This is a genomic window from Coprococcus eutactus (genome assembly GCF_001404675.1).
GTDB lineage: Bacteria > Bacillota > Clostridia > Lachnospirales > Lachnospiraceae > Coprococcus > Coprococcus aceti.
The window spans coordinates 138,955-156,706 of the sequence record NZ_CYXU01000004.1 but is presented as its reverse complement, the minus strand read 5'-3'; the positions used below and the strand labels follow the sequence as shown (position 1 = coordinate 156,706).

The window sequence follows — 17,752 nt, the reverse complement described above, 5'->3', positions numbered from 1 at the left end:
TTTTTACATTTTCTCCATCCGATAAAATGCGCCTTTTTTCTCTAGCAATTCTTCGTAAGAGCCACATTCCAGAACATTTCCTTTTTCAATCACAGCAATCCGGTCAGCATTGCGAATGGTAGACAGACGGTGGGCTACGATCAGTGTGGTACGTCCTTTCACAAGTTTCTGGATTGAATCCTGAATCTTCTTTTCAGAGATGCTGTCAAGCGCAGAAGTTGCCTCATCCAGAATCAGGATCTTCGGATTCCGTAAAAATGCACGGGCAATGGAGATGCGCTGCCGTTGTCCGCCGGAAAGATTTTCCCCATGTTCTGTGATCATCGTGTCCAGACCATCAGGCAGTTTCTGGACAACTTCTTCCAGGTTGGCTGCACGTATGACATTCCATAACTGTTCCTCGGAGATAGATTCAGATCCATAGGTGATATTCTCGCGGAGAGTTCCGGTGAAGAGAATGGACTGTTGTGGAACGACGGCAATCTGCTTTCGGTAGCTGTGCAGATCCAGTTCCATCAGGTCATTTCCATCAACCAATACCTGTCCGCTGTCAGCTTTCAGGAAACCGATGGCAAGATTGAGGATTGTTGTTTTTCCAGAGCCGGAACCACCGGCAAAGGCAACTGTTTCCCCCGGCTGAATCTTGAAGTTCAGATGACTTAATACTGGTTTTTCATTGCCTTTATAAGTAAAAGATACATCCTGAAATGTAATCTCACCTTTCAGATCAACTACTTTTTTCTTCCTACAGTTGTCCTCAATATCATTTGCACAAAGCACATCACCAATCGATTCAACGGATTCCAGGCCTTTCGCAATGATTGGCAGCAAAGTCACAATACTTGCAATCTGAGCGACGATGCTGGAAAAATAAGTCTGGTATAAGGTGATATCTCCGACACCGATGATTCCTTTCCATGCAATGTAGGCTGTAAATGCAAGACAGAATACCTGAAAGATCTGAAATGCAACCCAGCTGATTGAAGAAAAGTATGTCTGAATCATATCAAGCTGAAGCCCTTTTTCAGCAACTTTACGAAGCTGTTCACTCATTTTACGGGCTTCCTGATCTTCCAGAGCGTGAGCTTTAGTTACAGGAATCATTTCAACCATTTCCATTACTTTTGCAGAAGTTTCTTCCATTTCTTTACGGAAAGCACGGTTATGGTTTTTGATTTTTCCTTTAAAACCAACAATGATCAAAACAGAAACCGGTATCGTGCAGAGGAAGAAAAGAAATACGATCCGACTTTTGAAGATGACCACTCCGAAGGATACACCAATGTTCAGAATGATAGTCAAAAGAGAGATAAAAATCTGAGATGCAAGATTTTGTATCTGTTCTACATCTCGCATGATCTTCGACTGAAGCCTTCCGGACTGCATTTCCTTGTGATAGGTAATCGACAATTGCTGAAGCTTGCAGACTAGGGCTTCTCGCAGTTCTTTCTCTACTGTTCGTACCGTTTTAGCATAGAGCCAGGTATGGATGTAGTTGGTTGGTATGTTCTGTACCAGAAATGCAATCATAAGGATGGTATTCAGAATCAGAATTTTGGTAATATTCCCGTTGTGGTCTGTCACTGCATTGATAATATTAGCTGTGACGATTGGAAGAACCCAGGTTGGGGAATGCTTGATAATGAAAAAGAAAATGGAACCAACCAGCGCGCCATAGTGTCCCTTGAAAAGAGAAAGAAGCGTGCGCAGGTTATTTTTTCTGTTCCGGCTGAAGATGTGCATCATGGCAGCTTCTTCCTGCCAGAGATCCTGTTCTGAAGTTTGTTGTATGTTATTTTCTTGTGTCTCTCCCATAGTAGTCTTTAATAACCTCCTGTATCGGTTTGTTGCAGATTTCGTAGCTGGTATCTCTTGATGCAATACTTCTGGACGGGAGAACCGGAGCCCATTCCCACATGGCAAAACCATTGACCCATGAGCGCTTTGCACAGGCCTCAAACATAGCACGATACCAGTCTGGCTGTTCCTCCAGACGTAAATCTCCCTGAATTGCCCAGTTGTTAGGCACCAGTGAGGATCCTTTTCTGGACATGCATCCTGCTTCGGCGAAGAAAAATGGTTTCTTGAATTTCTGAACGACTTTTTCAATACGGTCAAGTTCCTGTTCCCACTGATCAATCGGATAATATCCGCTGGAAGAAATCATGTCGACACAGTCCCACCAGGTTACATTTTCTTCCTGATATTTATCGGTATTATAGGAAACAGGTCCGTGGTAATAGTTTCGGATCGCAGCGATTACGTTTCTCCATTCTTCACTGCGGTGTTCCGTCATTACCATCTCACATCCTGCAATAAAAAGATCACATTGTTCGGCTTCTGCAATTTTGGCATAGTGTGTCTGGAATTCTGTGTAAGAGGCAAACCAGTTTTCCCATTTCGGTTCACACGGAACATCTTTTTCAAAGAAACTGATGTAAGCACGCCAGACACCATTTTTACAATTAACGGTAGGTTTCAAGGCAACACGGATGCGCTTGCTTTTTGCATAGCGGATCATATTGATTAATTCTTCATCTGAGAATGTGGCACTGGAAGTGTAACAAATCTCTTCTGAGTGTGCGTGGTCCTGTAGCCCTACAGGAGCAAGGATTATGAAATCAGCAGCAGTGTGTTCTATCATATAATCAAAACTGTCACGGGCAGTCTGTGTAGAAAGAGAACCACGTTTGTGAAATGGGGCAAATGTAATTCCTTTAATATATCCAAGTTGATTTTGAATTTTCATTTTGGTAAAAACCTCCTGTCTTTCGAATTATATAATTTCTGAATATTTTCTGCTGGGAGTATATCATGTAGAAAAAAGATATGATATAATGAATCTATTATAAAATTGTAAAAATCTATGATGGAGATAATCTGTGAAACCTTATTTTGAATGTTTAGACAAATTAAACAAACCATATGAAGCCTTTTTATTTGATGCACAGACATCTGAGATGTTCCCAATTCTTCCACATTGGCATTATTTTGTGGAGATTCTTTACATGGTGGAGGGAAAGGCGTATGTAGAGGCAGGAGAAGAGAATTATGTATTGGAACCGGGAGATCTGATCGTATTTTATCCACAGATGGCTCATGCAATTTATTCAACAGGACAGCTTCCAATCCGTTACTATGTCCTGAAATTCGATCCGGCACATCTGAATATATCCGGTTCGGCACTTCCATCGATTTCGAGTCTGATCGCCATGGCCGCAGTGGAGCAGAAGCTATCGGTTTATTTTTCGAAAGAGAAATTTAATCAGGAAAAAATGAAGCAGCTGATTCAGGGATCAGTGAAGACGTTAGAAGAAAAGCAATTTGGTTATGACATTATTATGCATTCGAATTATTGTCTTCTTATGGCAGAAATTCTTCGTGTCTGGAAGCAGGAAGGCTTTCAGATAAAAAAAAGGAAAAAGGAAACTGTATTAAGCGAAAAATTTACAGAGGTATCTGAGTACATTTCACAGCACTACCAGGAAGATCTCTCGGTGGCGGAGCTGGCAGAAAAATTTCATATGAGTTATTCGTATTTTGCCGCAATATTCAAGGAGTACTATGGACAGACCTGCAAGGAGATGATTCTCACGGTAAGACTGCAAAAAGCGGAGGACTTATTGCAATTCACAGATTTTGACCTAACTTATATCAGCCAGGAGACAGGATTTTGTGACTGCAGCCATTTTATCAAGGCGTTTAAACAGAAGTATGGAGTGACACCGAGGAAGTATAGGATGAAGGAGAAAAGTTTTGATTTTGTATCACGGAAGTAAAGAAATTGCAGAGGGATTATTACCTTCGTTTGCACCAAGATATACCTTAATATTCATATTTTTCCTCTTTTCAAAAATGGGCAATTCCAATTGGAATTGCCCATTCATCGTACTAATCATGCAATTTTTTCTTACTTACACCGATTTCTGCATCAAATGATGTAATTTTGATGTAAATCGCTGTTTTTCATTTTTATCAAATGAAGTATGTCCCGTCTATTTGGTAAAACGGTACATCTTTACATCACGTCGACTGACGTCTCCGTGTGTTTTTCACCTTATGTCGGTGTTCGCAAGCGCACACCGCCGCAAGGCTCAGTTTTCTCATCTTAATAGAGCTTAGCACCTGCCGGAATATGGTTGTCAACCATCAGAAGGTGAAGCTTCTCCTCGCCCTCTTCCTCATGGATAGCTGAAAGAAGCATACCGCATGAATCGATTCCCATCATCTTTCTAGGTGGAAGGTTTGTTATTGCAATAAGTGTCTTGCCGACTAACTCCTCTGGCTCATAGAATGCATGGATTCCTGAGAGGATGGTTCTGTCTGTGCCTGTGCCGTCATCCAGTGTGAACTGAAGGAGCTTCTTGCTCTTTGGCACTGCTGAACATTCCTTAACCTTTACCGCTCTGAAGTCTGATCTTGAAAATGTCTCGAAATCAACCTCATCAGCAAAAAGTGGCTCTATATCTACCTTGGAGAAATCGATCTTCTCGTTTGGTGTGAAGAATCCGTTGTTGTCACCGGCTGTCTCAGATACTGAATCAGAATCTGAACCACCCTCACTCTTCATAGTCGGGAACAGAAGAACATCTCTGATCGCCTGTGAATCTGTAAGGAGCATAACCAGTCTGTCTATACCATAACCGATACCGCCTGTTGGAGGCATACCGATCTCAAGCGCATTGAGGAAATCCTCATCTGTGTGCTCAGCCTCGTCATCTCCGGCTGCGGCATTCGCATCCTGAGCGGCAAATCTCTCACGCTGATCGATAGGATCGTTCAGCTCTGAGTAAGCGTTACACATCTCCCATGTGTTGATGAAGAGCTCGAAACGCTCAACCTTTGTAGGGTCTGAAGGCTTCTTCTTCGTAAGTGGTGAGATCTCGATCGGATGATCCATGATGAATGTAGGCTGGATCAGCTTCTCCTCACAGAACTCCTCGAAGAACAGGTTCACGATGTCGCCCTTCTTGTGGCGCTCCTCGTACTCTACGTGATGCTCGTCAGCGATCTTCTTCGCCTCAGCGTCATCAGCAACCTGGTCAAAATCAACACCTGTATATTTCTTGATAGCGTCAACCATAGTCAGACGCTCAAATGGCTTGCCAAAGTCGATCTCGATTCCGTTGTATGAGATCTTGGTGCTTCCACATACCTTCTCTGCGAGGTAACGGAACATGGACTCTGTGAGCTCCATCATACCATAGTAATCTGTGTATGCCTGGTACAGCTCCATCAGAGTGAACTCAGGGTTGTGACGTGTGTCAACACCCTCGTTACGGAATACTCGTCCGATCTCGTATACTCTCTCAAGACCGCCGACGATAAGTCTCTTCAGGTAGAGCTCAAGTGATATACGGAGCTTTACATCCTCATTGAGTGCATTGTAATGTGTCTCAAATGGTCTGGCTGCGGCACCACCGGCATTGCTGACCAGCATAGGTGTCTCAACCTCCATGAAGTCACGTCCTGCCAGGAAGTTACGGATCTCCTTTAATATCTGTGATCTCTTGATAAATACTTCCTTGCTGTCCTGGTTCATGATGAGATCCACATATCTCTGACGATATCTCATATCTGTATCTGTCAGTCCGTGGAACTTCTCAGGAAGGATCTGGAGTGACTTAGAGAGAAGTGTGATCTCCTCTGCATGTATGGATATCTCACCAGTCTTTGTTCTGAATGCATATCCCTTAACTCCATATATATCACCGATATCTGACTTCTTGAAGTCAGCGTATGACTCCTCACCGATCTGATCTCTTGCAACATACACCTGAATGTTGCCCTTAAGATCCTGAATGTTACAGAAAGAAGCCTTACCCATGACACGCTTGAACATCATACGTCCTGCGATGCTCACATTGATAGGTGAAGCATCCATGATGGCTCTTCTCTCATTGTAATCGTTGTTTAAAACTTCTCTCTTCTCTGCCTCTTCAAGGTCCTCAACTGAAGGTGTCTGTCTACCAGCCAGAAGCTCTGCCTCATGTGCTGTGTACATCTCCTTCACATCTGCACTGTGCTGCTGCACATCATACTTTGTTATGACAAATGGATCCTTGCCTGCCGCCTGAAGGTCTGCCAGCTTCTCGCGGCGCACCATCTGCAGCTTATTAAGATCCTGATCTTTTCCCTTGTTATTCTGCTCTGCCATCTTCTCTTACAGCTCCTGTCTCTTAATATCAAGTACCCTGTACTTAAACTCTCCGTCCGGTGCCTCCACCAGAACCTCTTCGCCAACCTTTGCACCCTTGAGTGCCATTCCAACAGGTGACTCATCTGAGATCTTGTTGTTCATGATATCCGCCTGTGATGAACCAACGATATCGTACTCGATCTTCTCATCGAACTCGTAGTCATATACAACTACCTTACATCCGATACCTACAACTCCTGTATCGACCTCATCTTCGTCGACTACTTCTATATTCTTGAGCATGGCCTCGAGCTGCTCGATTCTTGCCTCGATGTCTCTCTGCTCGTCCTTGGCTGCATCGTACTCTGCATTCTCTGACAGATCTCCCTGCTCTCTGGCCTCTTTGATCTTAGCTGCGATCTCTCTACGTTTATTAACCTTCAGATTCTGAAGCTCTTCCTCTATCTTCTTGAGACCTGAATAAGTAACCACATTCTTCTTCTCTGCCATTGCCGCACATACCTCCTAAATATCATAAATTATTGACTCCACAGCTCAGCATTTCCGCATACTATGGTATAAAAAAATGCGGAAGATGGGACTTGAACCCACACGGTATTGCTACCACAGGCACCTGAAGCCTGCGCGTCTGCCAATTCCGCCACTTCCGCATGTTCACAACGAACGTTAATATAATATACTGTTTGCCTTGGTATGTCAACCACTTTTTTTGCATTTCCGCAAGCATTTTCCCATAAAAAAGGAAAAACATATATACCACATTTCCATGCATGTATATATGTTTTCCCGCAAATATATCTACTGCTTGTTATTACCTAACATATGCCATTACTTTTTGCTCTTGGCACTGGCGGTCTTGGAGTATGCTGACTGAGCAGCACATCCACCGTCGTTAACTGCCACTGCAGCGACCTTGTAATAGTATGTCTTGCCCTTTGCAGCCTTCTTGTCTGTAAAGCTGCATGATGATGTTGTACCGATCTTAGAGTACTTACCATTCTTCTTTGTTGCGCGATATACTACGTAGTTCTTCGCTCCTGTAACGCTACTCCACTTTACTGTGATCTTCTTGGCTCCGGTGTTAGATGCACCTGACATCTTTGGTGTACCTACAGCATGTGTATACACTGCCTTATACTGCTTTGCAGCTTCATAGTCAATGCTGCAGTTAACCCCGCTGACAATTGTCGATGGCTGTATAAAATATGTATACTCAAGCTTGGTCGTGAGCTTGCGGTCACTGAAGTTTGTTGACGTTGTCTGTCCCAGCCACTGGGTTGTGCCGAGAACAGGGTTCATTCTGTATACTGTGTAAGAATCTGCACCAGGCACCGCTGACCATGTAACTCTGACCTCGGATGTGGACTTTCTCACAGCCTTTACATTCTTAGCAAGAGGGATATAGTTGACGCTGACGGATGTCATCTCGCCCTGCTTCTTACCCTTGTATGGCACTACGTATGCAGAGTAATACTTAATACCCTTACTGCTGCTTCCTGTATTCTTGAACTTGTATGTATTTCTGGCTGCAGATTTGATCACTGCAACCTGCTCAAGCTTATTTGTGTAGTTATTTCTCGCAAATATCTTGTAGCCTGAAGCTCCCCAGACTCTGTTCCACTTGAGATTGGTGTATATCGTCAGGTTTTTCTTGTCTTTGCTTGCAGATACCGTGGATGAGACAGCCTCAAGCTCTCTCACGCTCTCTGTGTATCCGGTCTGGAGCCATTTGTATGTCACGTTCTCACAAATGACCTTTCCGCCTGAAACACTCTGGCTCTTAAGCTTGAATGAATACTCAGCGCCAGATGCAAGTCCCTTGATGGTGCATGATGTTCCCTTTGTCGCAACAGCTCTCTTATATCTGTCTCCCGATATATCGGATCTCATATACCAGACTTCATACATATTTGCTCCGGCTGCCTTATCCCATGTGAGCTTTACTGAGCTCTTTGTGTTCTGAACCGCTGTGAGCTCCGTGGTACCCATGAGTATCTTTACGCCGCGGACCTCACTTGCAGTTCCCTTTGAAACCGCTCTGGTAGAGGCATCATAATACTTTGGAACTACCTTGTAGTAGTATGTCTTTCCAGCCTTAACTGTTGTATCTGTATACTCCGGTGTGTATATCGTCTTTATCTTCTTAAAGCCCTTTGTCTTTGAAGTTGAACGGTACAGATCGAACTGGTTAGCAGCGCCGTAATCGCTTACCGTTATATCAGCACCCTTTGCGCCTCTATCGACTGAAAGCTCCGCTGTCCCAAGCCTGCAGTCCACCTTTGCAACGGCTGATGTCTCTACAACCCTGGATGTCTTATTGTATGAGTCAGTTCCGGTTACTATCTTCGCCATATAGTAATAGGTATTTCCTACTTTTACATTATCATCATAATACCTCACTTCAGAAGCTCCATACATGTAACCGACGCCTGACAAAATCTTCGTAAAGCCTCCTGATGGCTTTGTGGATCTGTACACCTCATACCAGATATCATTCTGTACGTAGCTGTCAAATGGGAACGACACAGATACTCCACCTAATTCTCTATATCCGGTATCTCCCGTAGAATATGATACGTATTCTGAAGGCTTCCTGCTGCGGCTGAACTTAGGTGCTTCAAAATATATCTTTCCCGACTCCTGCGACACCGTCTGTCCATTGTCATCACTGACTACCAGCTTAAACTGATATGTCGCACCGGCAACTCCTCTGAATTCCGTATCCACATGCCAGCTTCCGTCATAGTCACTGCCTGTCCACGAGTCATACCATGCTCCATTTACATAGAGAACAGCCTCTGTTCCATATCCCGCGGCACTTATATGTACAGAACCGCTGCTTACGGTATCCTGACCTCCTACACTAAAATATGTTATGGATGCTTCTTCAGCAAATGCCACCTCAGCCTGAGCGGACTGTACATCTGCACTGCCGTCTGCTGCCAGTGCAGGCAATGCCTCACCAAACACCATGGTTGAAGCAAGCGCCACGCATAAAGCTTTCTTTATCAATCTATTCTTCATAGTTTACCCCTTTTCATCTATTTGCGGATCTTTATTCCCTTTGCATGTGATGCAACTGACTTGACTGTCTTTCCTCCATCATTAACTGTTGAAGCCACAACCTTGTAGTAATAGGTCGTTCCCTTCTTGAGCTTCTTGTTCATGTATGAAAGCTTTGTAGCTCCAGTCTTGCCGACCAGCTTGTATGTTCCATTCTTGCTGGTTGAACGATATACATAGTATCTGGTTGCATTTGTAACCTTCTTCCATGTTACAGTCGCTGTACCCTTGGAACCGTTTACAACCTTTGTTATGGCCGGTGATGCAAGCTTATGTGTATAGTCACTGCTATACAAATCATATCCGCTGCTGAATCCAAAGTCTGTGCCTACAACAACAGAGTATGTATACTTCATTCCGTCTGTCACGTTCACATCCGTGAAGTTAGTTGCCTTTGTTGATCCTATGTACTGGCGTACACCGAGCTCTGTAGTTCTGTATACATAGTATTCCTTTGCCCCGCTTACAGCAGACCATGTTATCTTGGTCGATGTTGTGCTCTTCTTTACAGCCTTAACACGCTTTGCACTTGGCATCTCTGAATTCCACAGAGTGTTATCCTCGCCTCTTGCCTTTCCCTTATATGGTCTCACATATATCTGAGAGTATTTGCGCTCCTTGCCCTTGGCACTTGTGTTTGTAAATGTATATGATGTCTTTTTTCCCGATGTTATCTTCTTGATGGTCTCTATCTTGCCTGTACTGCTGTTGAGGCCTGATATAACATATCCTGATGCGCCCCAGTCTCTGTACCATGTGAGAGAATATCTTACAGACAGGACATCCTTCTTGCCGTTCAGTGATGAAGATACAGCTCCCGCAGTCAGATCCTGGACTCTCTTGGTGTAACCCATGGTCCTCTCAGATGTATCTGTCGTCTCATATCTCACGGCAGCTCCTGATTTCTTGACTGTCCTTATCATCACCTTGTATGTTCCGTTCGGATCAAGCTTTGTAAGGGTGCATGAGTTTTTCTTGGTGACCACCATACGCTTGTATGCATCACCGGTTATATCGGTTCTCTTTGCCCATACCTCGTATGATACGTCTGCGGTATTGTCCGCAGCCCATGTACACTTCAGTGATCTGTTGCCTGTCTGTATAAGGCTAGGTGCACCTGCTGCATTCATGATAAACTTTACGCCGACAACACCAGATGTCTTTCCTGTTGTTATCTTTCGTGTCTGTGAGTCGTAATACTTTGGCACTACCTTGTAGTAGTATACCGTTCCACTCTTGACCGCTGTGTCCGTGAAATCAGCAGAATATATAGTCTTTATCTTTCTGTAGCCCTTGCTCTTGTTTGTTGAGCGGTACACATCGTACTGATTTGCAAAATTGCTGGTCATCCACAGGAATACTCCCGGCTTACTTATCTTTTCTGATACATTCATGCTTGAAGCATAGAGCTGATCCACCTCTGGAATGCCCACCTTTACTGAAGCTGTCTTACTTGTAGCTATGACCTTGCTCGTCTTCACATACTGATCTGAACCGCTCACGATCCTGAATCTGTAATAATATGTAGTTCCGGTCTTCGCAGTGCTGTCAAGATATGCAAGTCTTGACGTGTAAGATTCACTTCCCGTTGCGATCGTGGTAAATGGCCCACCTGACTTGGTCGCTCTCTGAACCTCATACTTGACCTCATCTGAATGCCTGCTATCAAGATATACGCTGACAGACACATAGCCTGGTTTTGCATAGCCAGTGCTTCCGACTGTATATCCTACACTAACACTAGGATCACCATCAAAGCTCACCTTGTCAGTTTTGACCGGTGAAACCTTCTGTACAGTCACCTCTCCATTTGAATCGTAGGCTCTGACCTCTGCGTTGTAGGTGGAATCAAGCAGCGCCGGGATCTCACAGTTAATACTAAAGGACTGCTGGTCCTCTCCGTTGTACTGTTCCCCGCACTTTACTCCATTGACCCAGACCTCAACTCTGTAAGCCCGGCCGCTTGCATTGATCGTTATGGTCCTTGAGTTCTTATAAGCTCCCGCATACCATATGCTGACATTGGCTGCCGCCACATCAGCCTGTTCCTCCGCCGCCACTGTGGCAGCAGTTCTTCCGTCTGCCACATTTTCCACACTGGCTGCCATAGCCGTACCCGCCTCACCGAGCATCATGGCTGAAGCCAGAGCAATGCACAGACATTTTCTCGCAATGTTCTTTCTCATAATATCCCCTTTCCTTTTCTATCTTTAAAATAAAGACATGTTCTCTTTTATTTTAAATTCCCGGAGCCCCTTAGTCAATGTGGATAAACCACAGATTCATTTGTCTATAGACGACAATAGAGACCGGGCATAAAACCTCGGTCTCTATCAGCTTATCCATATTCAAATATATCGCGTGCAGCTTACTCCTCTGTGGCTGCCTCAGATGCATCTGTTGCAGTTGCCTCCACCTGAACTGATCTGTTCATGAGATAGTCAAGCACGTTCTCCTCTGTGGCATAGAACATCAGGTCTGACTCTGAGTAATACTTGTCCACGTCTGAGTCATTCTCCAGATTGTTCTTGTCCATAACCTTCTGTCTGTACGCCTTTATGTCTGCGTTATCGGCGATGAGGTCATTGTCCATTGCTATGCATGACACAACGATCTTCTCCTTCATGACGTTCTCAACTGTGGTGTGAAGGTACTCAAGGAATGATGCCTCGTCCTCATATCCATAGAAATACTTCATATATGCCTCGAAGTCGATTCCGTAGTTGTCTGCGGCACTTCTCACATTTGACACCATGGACTGAATGTAGGAAGCTACCTCATCCTCAGGATACTTGTCAAATGTAACCTTCTCCTCAACAGCCTTGAGAACAGAAGCTCTGTCTGTCTCGTCCGCGGAATCGTCCTTGTTCTTCTGAACATCTTCCTTCAGATGTGCTGTATAATCATCGGTTGTTGTGTACTCACCATCAGTAGCCTTCTTGACCAGTGCGTCTGTGTACTCAGGCACCGTGGTAACTGATATATAATTGATCGTAACCTTGTACTCTGCTGTAAGTCCGGCAACTGTTGTGTCGCTGTAATCATCAGGATATGTCACTGTGATCGTCTTGACATCACCCGGCTTGCTTCCTATGAGCTGATCGTCACTGCCATCACCAAGAGTGTTATTTCCCATGGTCAGTGTGTAATCTGTCTTGCTGTCCTTCTCTGTTCCTGAGACAGTCTCAACATAGTCCACATTGATCTTGTCGCCATCTGCCACTGTGCTGGTCTTATCCTCTGTAGTCTCAGAATTGTCACTGCAAAAACTGCTTATCGCACTGTTTACATCGTCCTCGGACACCTCTCTCGATGCCGGAACATATTCGATATCAGTGTATGCCGCCTTGTCTATGGTCGCACACTTTGAAAACTTCTTAAACTGGCTCTTTGTGTCATTGCTGCCACAGCCTGTCATCAGGCCTGCGCACATGACTGCCACCATTCCTGCTGCAAATATCTTCTTTACTCTCATATCTTTCTCCGTACCCCTTTACTTACTCTTCAGCCTGCTCTGCGTCAGCCGCCTCTGTTGACTCTGTGGTCTCTGCAGCCTCAGTTGTTGCTCCAGTTGTCGCCTTTGCATTGTCCATAAGGAAGTTCATGACCTTCTCTGCCAGAGCGTTGTACTTTATCTCAACGTCTGTAAGATTCTGTCTGAGCGTAGACTCATCAACACTGTTCTTCGTTGCATAATCAGCTATATACTTATCAGCCTCGTCATCTGTGACACTGATATTCTCCTTCTTGGCAATGGCACATACGACCATTCTCTCCTTCTGTGATTCCTCACAAACCTGCTGTACATACTGTTCAAATGCAGCGCTGTCATCATATCCATAGTAATAGTAGATATATGTGTCATACTCTATTCCGTTTGTCTCTGCCTGAGTCTTTATGGATGTTATGATCTTGTCAGCATTCGCCTGAACATCATCTGCTGATATGTTCTCTATTGTACTGTTGTTTATAACGGCAACCATGACCTCATTCTGAGCACTTGCAAGAGCTGAATCCTCCTTGTCCTGCTTGAGCTGCTCACGTACAGATGCCTCATACTCAGCAGTTGTCTTATATGAAGTATTGTTTGCAACCAGCTCATCATTGTATGTAGCCGGTTTATCTATCTTTATATAGTTAAGTGTCGTCTCGAACTTGGCCGCCTTGCCATTTAACTCATCCTTGCCATAATTCTCAGGAAAGGTTACATTCACGGTAAATGTCTCTCCCGGCTTATGTCCAACTATCTGATCCTCAAAGTTATCTATGAATGAACCAGAACCAAGGACGAGATCATATCCGCTGCCATTGGTATTGCCTCCATCGAACTCCTCACCATCTACAGTTCCGACAAAGTCAATATTTACTGTATCTCCGTTCTTCGCCTCGCTGGTTGTGTCCTTATCAAATGTAGCAAGTCCGTTCACAAATGAATCAACCTTGGCCTGAACCTCATCATCCGTGACATCAGTGCCCTTCTCCTCATACTCCATGCCCTTGTATTCACCGAGTGTGACATCTGCCGCATACTGATCCACCATATCCTCTATAGAAGCAAATTCTTCTGATGAATTGTCAGCACTCTCTGTAGCATCAGAAGATGTTGCCTTACTCGCTGTATTATCCAGCTTTCCACTCGTACCATTACTGTCGCCACAGCCTGTCATAAATGACATGGACAGAGCGAGTGCAAGAACAACTGCACATCCCTTATTAAATTTTCGCATAATCATACCTCTTTTACTTTTTATTAGAAGTGTAACCATCTTCATGATAAACTTCAACGAGTAAACTTATACCATATTTTCCTGTAAAAATAAAGCAATTTGAAATAATTCATAGAATTCTCACAAATGATTTCACATTCCTATAACAGGCAGTTTTACATCTGTTTTTGTGATGTATTTTATCTGTCCCACATTAATCAAAGGCAAATCCACAATATGTTGTGCCTACATATTTTTTATTTTTCTATATTTTGTACTTTTTGCAAATAACCTGTAGACAAACAAAATTGGGAATGATATAATCGACCATGTTGAGACATCAGTGTGAGATTTGCGACGAGGCACCTTATTTGTCGCTAATTTTTTTGCGGCTTTTTCAGTCGGCATACCATATATTGATGTCTCCTGTATGGTAGTATACAATATTTAGGGGGCGTACTTTTTTTAACGCCCATTCACATCACACACAGGGAGAATGGGAAATGCAAGTTATCAAGAGAGACGGTCGTGCTGTTACTTACGACCGAAGCAAGATCATATTGGCTATCCAGAAGGCTAACTCGGAGGTTGAGCCTTGTGAGAAGATCTCTGACGAGAAGATCGAGGAGATCGTCGGAAGCATCGAAGCCAAGAACAGAAAGAGAATGCTCGTTGAAGATATCCAGGATATCATCGAGCAGGGGCTTATGGCCGACGGCAAGTTTGTCCTTGCCAAGACCTACATTATATACAGATACAGCCGCGAGCTCATCAGAAAGGCAAATACGACTGATGATTCTATCCTCAGTCTTATCCAGAACAGGAATAAGGATGTCATGGAGGAGAATTCCAACAAGAATGCCACCGTCGCATCCACACAGCGTGATCTTATCGCAGGAGAGGTATCAAAGGATCTTACCAAGAGAATGCTCCTCCCTGAGAAGATCTCCAAGGCTCATGAGGAGGGCGCCATCCACTTCCACGACGCAGATTATTTCCTCCAGCCTATATTCAACTGCTGCCTTATCAACATTGGGGATATGCTTGACAACGGCACAGTCATGAACGGCAAGCTCATAGAGAGCCCGAAGAGCTTCCAGGTGGCATGTACCATCGTGACTCAGATCATCGCATCTGTCGCATCCAGCCAGTACGGCGGCCAGTCAGTCGATGTCCGTCACCTTGGAAAGTACCTCAGAAAGAGCTACAACAAATATAAAAAGAGATACACCGAAGAGTTCGGCGACAAGATAGACCCTGACACACTTGAGAAGCTCATCACCGAGAGACTCAAGGACGAGCTGAAGTCAGGAGTTCAGACTATCCAGTATCAGATAAATACTCTGATGACCACCAACGGCCAGTCTCCATTTGTCACTCTCTTCCTCAACCTCAGAGAGGACGACGAGTACATCAAGGAGAACGCCATGATCATCGAGGAGATCCTCAGACAGAGACTTGAGGGAATCAAGAACGAGGCAGGCGTGTATGTTACACCTGCATTCCCTAAGCTCATATATGTTCTTGACGAGCACAACTGCCTCAAGGGCGGTGAGTACGACTATATCACAGAGCTCGCCATCAAGTGTTCTGCCAAGAGAATGTACCCTGATTACATATCAGCCAAGAAGATGCGTGAGAACTACGAGGGAAATGTATTCTCATGCATGGGATGCCGTTCATTCCTCTCCCCATGGAAGGATGAGAACGGAGAATATAAATGGGAAGGCCGTTTCAACCAGGGAGTTGTCAGTCTTAATCTTCCACAGATAGCTATACTTGCAAAGGGAGACGATGACAAGTTCTGGAGTCTTCTGGATGAGAGACTGCAGCTCTGCTACGACGCACTCATGTGCCGCCACAGAGCCCTCGAGGGTGTAACCTCTGACGTCAGCCCAGTCCACTGGCAGTACGGTGCCATCGCCAGACTTAAGAAGGGCGAGGTCATCGATCCACTGCTCCACAACGGTTACTCAACCATATCACTGGGATACATCGGTGTATATGAGACCACCAAGCTCATGCGTGGTGTGAGCCACACAGATCCTGTGGGCGAGGAATTTGCACTGAAGCTTATGCACAAGCTCCGCGCAGCCTGCGACAAATGGAAGGCAGATACGGGACTTGGCTTCGGACTCTACGGAACTCCGGCCGAGAGCCTTTGCTACAGATTTGCACGTATCGACAAAGAGCGTTTCGGAACCATAAAGGATGTCACAGACAAGGGCTACTACACCAACTCTTACCACGTTGATGTCCGTGAGAAGATCGATGCATTCAGCAAGTTCAGATTTGAGAGCCAGTTCCAGACCATATCATCAGGTGGTGCCATCTCATATGTTGAGATACCAAACATGCGCAACAACCTGGATGCTCTGGCAGAGGTCGTAAGATATATATACGACAACATACAGTATGCTGAGTTCAACACCAAGTCTGACTACTGTCATGTATGTGGATACGATGGTGAGATCCTCATCAACGATGACGGCGAATGGGAATGTCCGCAGTGTGGCAACAAGGATCACAACAAGATGAATGTTACCAGAAGAACCTGCGGTTATCTGGGCGAGAACTTCTGGAACGTGGGCAAGACCAAAGAGATAAAGGCAAGAGTGCTTCATCTATAGTCTTTTATAGAAAAACACTTGATATATTCAGGCAACTGATATAAAATAACAGTATGCATTAATAATTTCAATTGTATGGTCTGCATGTCGTAGAGGGCAACGCAGGCCATACTTTTGTTTTAAGATAAATTTAGAAGGGATCACATTATGAATTACGCAGATATCAAACTATTTGATGTGGCAAACGGAACCGGCGTCAGAGTGTCTGTATTTGTATCCGGCTGCACACACCACTGCAAGAACTGTTTCAACCCTGACACATGGGATTTCGGCTACGGCAAGCCGTTCACGGATGTGGAGATCAACCACATAATAGATAGTTGCAAGGAGGACTATATAGCAGGTCTCTCCCTGCTCGGCGGAGAACCTATGGAATATGTGAACCAGCAGGGGCTTCTTCCTCTGGCAAGAAAGTTCAAAGAGACCTACCCTGACAAGACCATCTGGTGCTACACCGGTTATACATTTGAAACCGATCTCTTAGACCGCATGTGTAATGAATGGGAGTATACAAAAGAACTTCTCTCCTACATTGACGTCCTTGTGGACGGAGAATTCATAGACGAACAGAAGGATCTGTCACTGAGATTCAAGGGCTCAAGGAACCAGCGTATCATAGATGTACCAAAGTCCTTGAAGACAGGCACCACAGTCCTGTGGGATGAAAGCGGAAAGTATTTTAAATAAAAGAAAAGCGGTCTGGCACACCATTAAAATGATGATGCCCGGCCGCTTTTTTGTTACTTTCCTGTTGAACCGAATCCGCCGGCTCCTCTGACTGTATCGCTGAGCTCGTCCACCTGATGGAATGCTCCAACGATATAAGGAGCGATCACAAGCTGTGCTATTCTCTCCTCAGGCTCAACCGTCTGTGCCTGAGTTCCGTGATTGTGGAGTGCAACCATGATTTCCCCTCTGTAATCCGCATCCACAACTCCAACCTTATTGGCCGGTGCAAGCCCCTTCTTGGATGCCAGACCGCTTCTCGCATACACAAGTCCTGCAAATCCCTCAGGTATCTCCATGGCTATACCCGTGTGAACCATCACCGTCTGTCCCGGCTCTATAGTAATCGCCTCATCAAGACACGCATACAGATCCGCCCCCGCTGCGTACTCTGAACCGTATGTCGGTATGACTGCCTTTTCATCCAGCTTCTTAATATTGATATCGTATACTGTTGCCATCTTTCT

At 44.8% G+C, this 17,752-nt stretch carries 12 protein-coding genes and 1 tRNA gene; 3 read left to right on the top strand and 10 right to left on the bottom strand.

Annotated features, from left to right (window positions below; genetic code table 11):
- Nucleotides 1–3: 3 nt before the first annotated feature.
- Both ARA78_RS09695 and ARA78_RS09690 read right to left on the bottom strand, forming a co-directional pair.
- On the bottom strand, nt 4–1,815 hold the full coding sequence (locus ARA78_RS09695) for an ABC transporter ATP-binding protein (protein WP_055273148.1): 1,812 nt from the start codon (nt 1,813–1,815) through the stop codon (nt 4–6).
- Nucleotides 1,793–2,749, bottom strand: coding sequence for a glycoside hydrolase family 113 (locus ARA78_RS09690; protein ID WP_055273150.1), 957 nt, complete (start codon nt 2,747–2,749; stop codon nt 1,793–1,795). The genes ARA78_RS09695 and ARA78_RS09690 overlap by 23 nt, the downstream gene beginning before the upstream one ends.
- 133 nt (nt 2,750–2,882) lie before the next feature.
- Here ARA78_RS09690 and ARA78_RS09685 point away from each other — a divergent pair, with 133 nt between their 5' ends.
- Nucleotides 2,883–3,779: an AraC family transcriptional regulator gene (locus tag ARA78_RS09685; RefSeq protein WP_055223067.1), complete on the top strand. Its 897-nt coding sequence runs from the start codon at nt 2,883–2,885 to the stop codon at nt 3,777–3,779.
- A 329-nt stretch (nt 3,780–4,108) separates the two neighbouring features.
- Here the strand turns inward: ARA78_RS09685 and lysS are convergent, their stop codons facing one another.
- The 7 genes from lysS to tig all read right to left on the bottom strand — a co-directional run bounded on the left by lysS (nt 4,109) and on the right by tig (nt 13,950).
- Nucleotides 4,109–6,157 (bottom strand): lysine--tRNA ligase, encoded by a 2,049-nt coding sequence (gene lysS / locus ARA78_RS09680; protein ID WP_055146672.1) that lies wholly within the window; start codon nt 6,155–6,157, stop codon nt 4,109–4,111.
- A 6-nt stretch (nt 6,158–6,163) separates the two neighbouring features.
- Nucleotides 6,164–6,649, bottom strand: coding sequence for a transcription elongation factor GreA (greA, locus tag ARA78_RS09675; protein ID WP_015533707.1), 486 nt, complete (start codon nt 6,647–6,649; stop codon nt 6,164–6,166).
- Between the two features lie 77 nt (nt 6,650–6,726).
- Nucleotides 6,727–6,810 (bottom strand) — tRNA-Leu (locus tag ARA78_RS09670).
- A gap of 178 nt (nt 6,811–6,988) precedes the next feature.
- On the bottom strand, nt 6,989–9,184 hold the full coding sequence (locus ARA78_RS09665; RefSeq protein WP_055273152.1) for a hypothetical protein: 2,196 nt from the start codon (nt 9,182–9,184) through the stop codon (nt 6,989–6,991).
- A 17-nt stretch (nt 9,185–9,201) separates the two neighbouring features.
- Complete coding sequence (locus tag ARA78_RS09660; RefSeq protein ID WP_055273153.1) at nt 9,202–11,409, bottom strand: fibronectin type III domain-containing protein; 2,208 nt, start codon at nt 11,407–11,409, stop codon at nt 9,202–9,204.
- A gap of 182 nt (nt 11,410–11,591) precedes the next feature.
- Nucleotides 11,592–12,698 (bottom strand): FKBP-type peptidyl-prolyl cis-trans isomerase, encoded by a 1,107-nt coding sequence (locus ARA78_RS09655; protein WP_055273155.1) that lies wholly within the window; start codon nt 12,696–12,698, stop codon nt 11,592–11,594.
- 22 nt (nt 12,699–12,720) lie between these two features.
- Entirely contained in the window at nt 12,721–13,950 is a 1,230-nt protein-coding gene (tig, locus tag ARA78_RS09650) for a trigger factor (RefSeq protein ID WP_015533703.1), read from the bottom strand.
- Nucleotides 13,951–14,432: 482 nt separating this feature from the next.
- Here tig and nrdD point away from each other — a divergent pair, with 482 nt between their 5' ends.
- Nucleotides 14,433–16,559: an anaerobic ribonucleoside-triphosphate reductase gene (nrdD, locus tag ARA78_RS09645; RefSeq protein WP_015533701.1), complete on the top strand. Its 2,127-nt coding sequence runs from the start codon at nt 14,433–14,435 to the stop codon at nt 16,557–16,559.
- A 147-nt stretch (nt 16,560–16,706) separates the two neighbouring features.
- A complete protein-coding gene (nrdG, locus tag ARA78_RS09640; protein ID WP_055146690.1) occupies nt 16,707–17,246 on the top strand; it encodes an anaerobic ribonucleoside-triphosphate reductase activating protein in 540 nt (179 codons plus the stop codon).
- 53 nt (nt 17,247–17,299) lie between these two features.
- Here the strand turns inward: nrdG and dut are convergent, their stop codons facing one another.
- A complete protein-coding gene (gene dut / locus ARA78_RS09635) occupies nt 17,300–17,746 on the bottom strand; it encodes a dUTP diphosphatase (RefSeq protein ID WP_055146693.1) in 447 nt (148 codons plus the stop codon).
- Nucleotides 17,747–17,752 lie beyond the last annotated feature (6 nt).

Bases quoted from the DNA above. Each gene is read 5' to 3' on its own strand.
- ARA78_RS09695 (WP_055273148.1), bottom strand. From the start codon at position 1,815: ATGGGAGAGACACAAGAAAATAACATACAACAAACTTCAGAACAGGAT.
- ARA78_RS09690 (WP_055273150.1), bottom strand. From the start codon at position 2,749: ATGAAAATTCAAAATCAACTTGGATATATTAAAGGAATTACATTTGCC.
- lysS (WP_055146672.1), bottom strand. From the start codon at position 6,157: ATGGCAGAGCAGAATAACAAGGGAAAAGATCAGGATCTTAATAAGCTG.
- greA (WP_015533707.1), bottom strand. From the start codon at position 6,649: ATGGCAGAGAAGAAGAATGTGGTTACTTATTCAGGTCTCAAGAAGATA.
- ARA78_RS09665 (WP_055273152.1), bottom strand. From the start codon at position 9,184: ATGAAGAATAGATTGATAAAGAAAGCTTTATGCGTGGCGCTTGCTTCA.
- ARA78_RS09660 (WP_055273153.1), bottom strand. From the start codon at position 11,409: ATGAGAAAGAACATTGCGAGAAAATGTCTGTGCATTGCTCTGGCTTCA.
- ARA78_RS09655 (WP_055273155.1), bottom strand. From the start codon at position 12,698: ATGAGAGTAAAGAAGATATTTGCAGCAGGAATGGTGGCAGTCATGTGC.
- tig (WP_015533703.1), bottom strand. From the start codon at position 13,950: ATGCGAAAATTTAATAAGGGATGTGCAGTTGTTCTTGCACTCGCTCTG.
- nrdD (WP_015533701.1), top strand. From the start codon at position 14,433: ATGCAAGTTATCAAGAGAGACGGTCGTGCTGTTACTTACGACCGAAGC.
- nrdG (WP_055146690.1), top strand. From the start codon at position 16,707: ATGAATTACGCAGATATCAAACTATTTGATGTGGCAAACGGAACCGGC.
- dut (WP_055146693.1), bottom strand. From the start codon at position 17,746: ATGGCAACAGTATACGATATCAATATTAAGAAGCTGGATGAAAAGGCA.